The organism is Aquabacter spiritensis (assembly GCF_004346185.1).
GTDB classification, from domain to species: domain Bacteria; phylum Pseudomonadota; class Alphaproteobacteria; order Rhizobiales; family Xanthobacteraceae; genus Aquabacter; species Aquabacter spiritensis.
The window spans coordinates 1-2,536 of the sequence record NZ_SMAI01000038.1; the positions used below are offsets into that span (position 1 = coordinate 1).

At 66.7% G+C, this 2,536-nt stretch carries 3 protein-coding genes; all 3 read right to left on the minus strand.

All coding sequences use genetic code 11. The features are described from left to right. Positions 1–24: 24 nt before the first annotated feature. The gene (gene tnpC / locus EDC64_RS23285; RefSeq protein ID WP_132036243.1) at positions 25–1,680 is read right to left on the minus strand and encodes an IS66 family transposase; all 1,656 of its coding nucleotides are present in this window, start codon (positions 1,678–1,680) and stop codon (positions 25–27) included. Between the two features lie 76 nt (positions 1,681–1,756). Further along, positions 1,757–2,098, minus strand: a complete 342-nt coding sequence (gene tnpB, locus EDC64_RS23290) for an IS66 family insertion sequence element accessory protein TnpB (protein WP_132036245.1) — start codon at positions 2,096–2,098, stop codon at positions 1,757–1,759. After that, positions 2,095–2,478: an IS66-like element accessory protein TnpA gene (gene tnpA, locus EDC64_RS23295; protein WP_132036247.1), complete on the minus strand. Its 384-nt coding sequence runs from the start codon at positions 2,476–2,478 to the stop codon at positions 2,095–2,097. The genes tnpB and tnpA overlap by 4 nt, the downstream gene beginning before the upstream one ends. Positions 2,479–2,536 lie beyond the last annotated feature (58 nt).

Consider the following 2,536-nt stretch of genomic DNA (forward strand, 5'->3'; position numbering starts at 1 on the left):
GTACGCATCCGGCGTAGGCCGCAGTCAGGCAGCTACGGCTTGATCCTGATGGGGTGCCGCGGCCCAATTCCATGGCAGGAGTTCAGGCAGCCGGCTTTGGGGCATGTCGGCAATGCGGGCGAGGACGTCGGCGAGCCAGGCCTGCGGATCGACATCATTGAGCTTGGCGGTGGCGATCATCGTCAGCATGAAGGCACAGCGATCGGCGCCGCGCTTCGAACCGGCGAAGGTCCACGAGCGGCGGCCAAGGGCGATGCCGCGCAGGGCTCGCTCCGCAGCGTTGTTCGACAGGCAGATGCGCCCGTCGGTCGTGAAGCGGGCAAAGGCGTCCCACTTGGTCAGCATGTAGTCCATCGCCTTGGCGACGTCGGCGTGGCGCGACAGGCGCGCCCGTTCGGTGCGCATCCAGTTCTCGAAGTCGGCGAGGAGCGGCAGGGAGCGTTCGCGGCGGATCGCCAGACGCTCGGCGGCATGCAGACCGTTCGCCTCGCGCTCGATTGCGAACAGTGCATCGATGCGCTTGACCGCCTCCAGCGCCATCGGCGAGATCGACGCCGCGTTCTTTCCGCGCCGGGCATTCTTCGCGATGTCGGCGAGCTCGAAGAACTTCCGTTTGGCATGGCTCCAGCAAAGCGCCTGGATGAGCGGTCTGGGACTTCGATCCTCAGCATAGAGGCGACCATAGCCCGAGTAGGCATCGGCCTGGAGAATGCCAGTCCATCCCGCCAGATGCTCTTGGGGTTGCTCGGCCGTGCGGTCCGGGGAGGCATAGTATAGGGCCGCCGGCGGGCCCTGGCCGTCGAAGGGACGATCGTCGCGCACATAGGTCCAGATCCGGCCCGTCACGGTCTTCCCCTTGGCCAGGATCGGCACCGTCGTATCGTCGCCATGCAGGCGCTCGGCGGCGAGGACGTGGGCGGCAATGAGGTCGTGCAGCGGCTGAAGGACATGAGCGCAGGCGCCTACCTGGTCGGCCAGCGTCGACAGCGACAGCTCGATCCCCTCACGGGCATAGCGCTCCGACTGCCGGTTCAGCGGCTGGTGTTGTCCGAACTTGTCGAACAGGATCATCGCCAGGAGGTTGGGGCCGAGGAACCCTCGCGGGGTCGGGTGGAACGGTGCCGGCGCCTGGCTGATCCGTTCGCAGTCCCGGCAGGTGAACTTCTCGCGTACCGTCTGGATCACCTTCCACCGGCGGGGGATCACCTCCAGCGTCTCAGTGACGTCCTCGCCAAGCTTGCGCAGGCGATCCGAGCCGCAGCAGGAGCATGCGGAGGGACCGGGTACCACGACGCGCTCGCGCGGCAGATGCTCGGGGAACGGCTTGCGGCCGCCGCGGCGACGGCGCTCGAAGGAGGCCACCGTCGTCGTCTTCACCGCGGCATGCTCTGCGGCGAGTTCGTCTTCGCTCAGAGCCGCCTCGGCGTCCTCAAGCTGCATCTCCAACTGATCGAGAAGTCGGGCCGTGCGCTCGGAGCGCGTGCCGTAGAGCTCGCGCTTCAGCTTCTCGATCCGCAGCGTCAGATGGGCGACGAGGGCTTCGATGCCGGAGGCCTTCGCCTTCGCATTGGCCGCATCCGCGAGAGCCTCGTCCCGCTCGATCTCGGCCAAGTCGGCACGCCGTTCCGATGCCGCCAGCGCGGCCTTCAGGGCGGTGATGTCTTCCGGCAGATCGGCCATGCACAGCGCTCGAAAGTTTCGTTCGCGACAGACAGATTCTGTCACGCAAGCCCTGCAATGCAAAGACTTTTGTGCGCTATCCCACCGCTTCCGGACGCCACGTCCTCTGCGGGTTCCTCCAGTCGATCCCGTCGAGCAGGCAGGCGAGATCCGTGTGGGTCAGAGCCACGACGCCGTCCTTGGCCGAGGGCCAGACGAAGCGTCCGCGCTCCAGCCTCTTGGCGTAAAGCGACAGCCCAACCCCGTCATGCCAGAGGATCTTCACCAGCGATCCGCTGCGGCCCCGAAAGACGAAGAGATCGCCACCGTTCGGATCGCGCTTCAACCCCTCCTGGACGAGGAGCGACAGACCCTGCATGCCCCGCCTCATGTCGGTGTGACCCATCGCGATCCAGACCCGCGCCCGCGACGGGATCATCGCAGAGCCCTCAGGACCGCAGCCGCCAGCGCCGGCGGCGTCGAGGCGGCAATCCGCAGCCGACTGCCACCCGGCAGGTCCACTACGATCGCCGTGTCATCGGCGGCCGCAAAGGGGTCGGACATAGCCCCAGGGGCCATCAGAACCGGAACGAAGGCCGGCTCCGGCTTTGTGGCAGGCTGCTCGGTGCGAAAGCTGCGCAGCCACGTCCCCAACTGGGAGCGCGAAATCCCGTGACGCCGCGCCGTCGCCGACACCAGACGCGGTGCCGACTGGCTCTCCATCACGATCCGGAGCTTCTCGTCTTCGCTCCAACGGCGACGACGACCCGTCTCCACGATCTCCAAACGCTCGAAGGCACTGTGCTTATGGACGTCCATACGCGCAGTCTCTTACCGCGCCGGTCAGTTCGAAAGGCGGTTTAGACCGTAGGCGTAC

Coding starts and splice junctions, on each gene's coding strand:
- tnpC (WP_132036243.1), bottom strand. CDS start 1,680: ATGGCCGATCTGCCGGAAGACATCACCGCCCTGAAGGCCGCGCTGGCG.
- tnpB (WP_132036245.1), bottom strand. CDS start 2,098: ATGATCCCGTCGCGGGCGCGGGTCTGGATCGCGATGGGTCACACCGAC.
- tnpA (WP_132036247.1), bottom strand. CDS start 2,478: ATGGACGTCCATAAGCACAGTGCCTTCGAGCGTTTGGAGATCGTGGAG.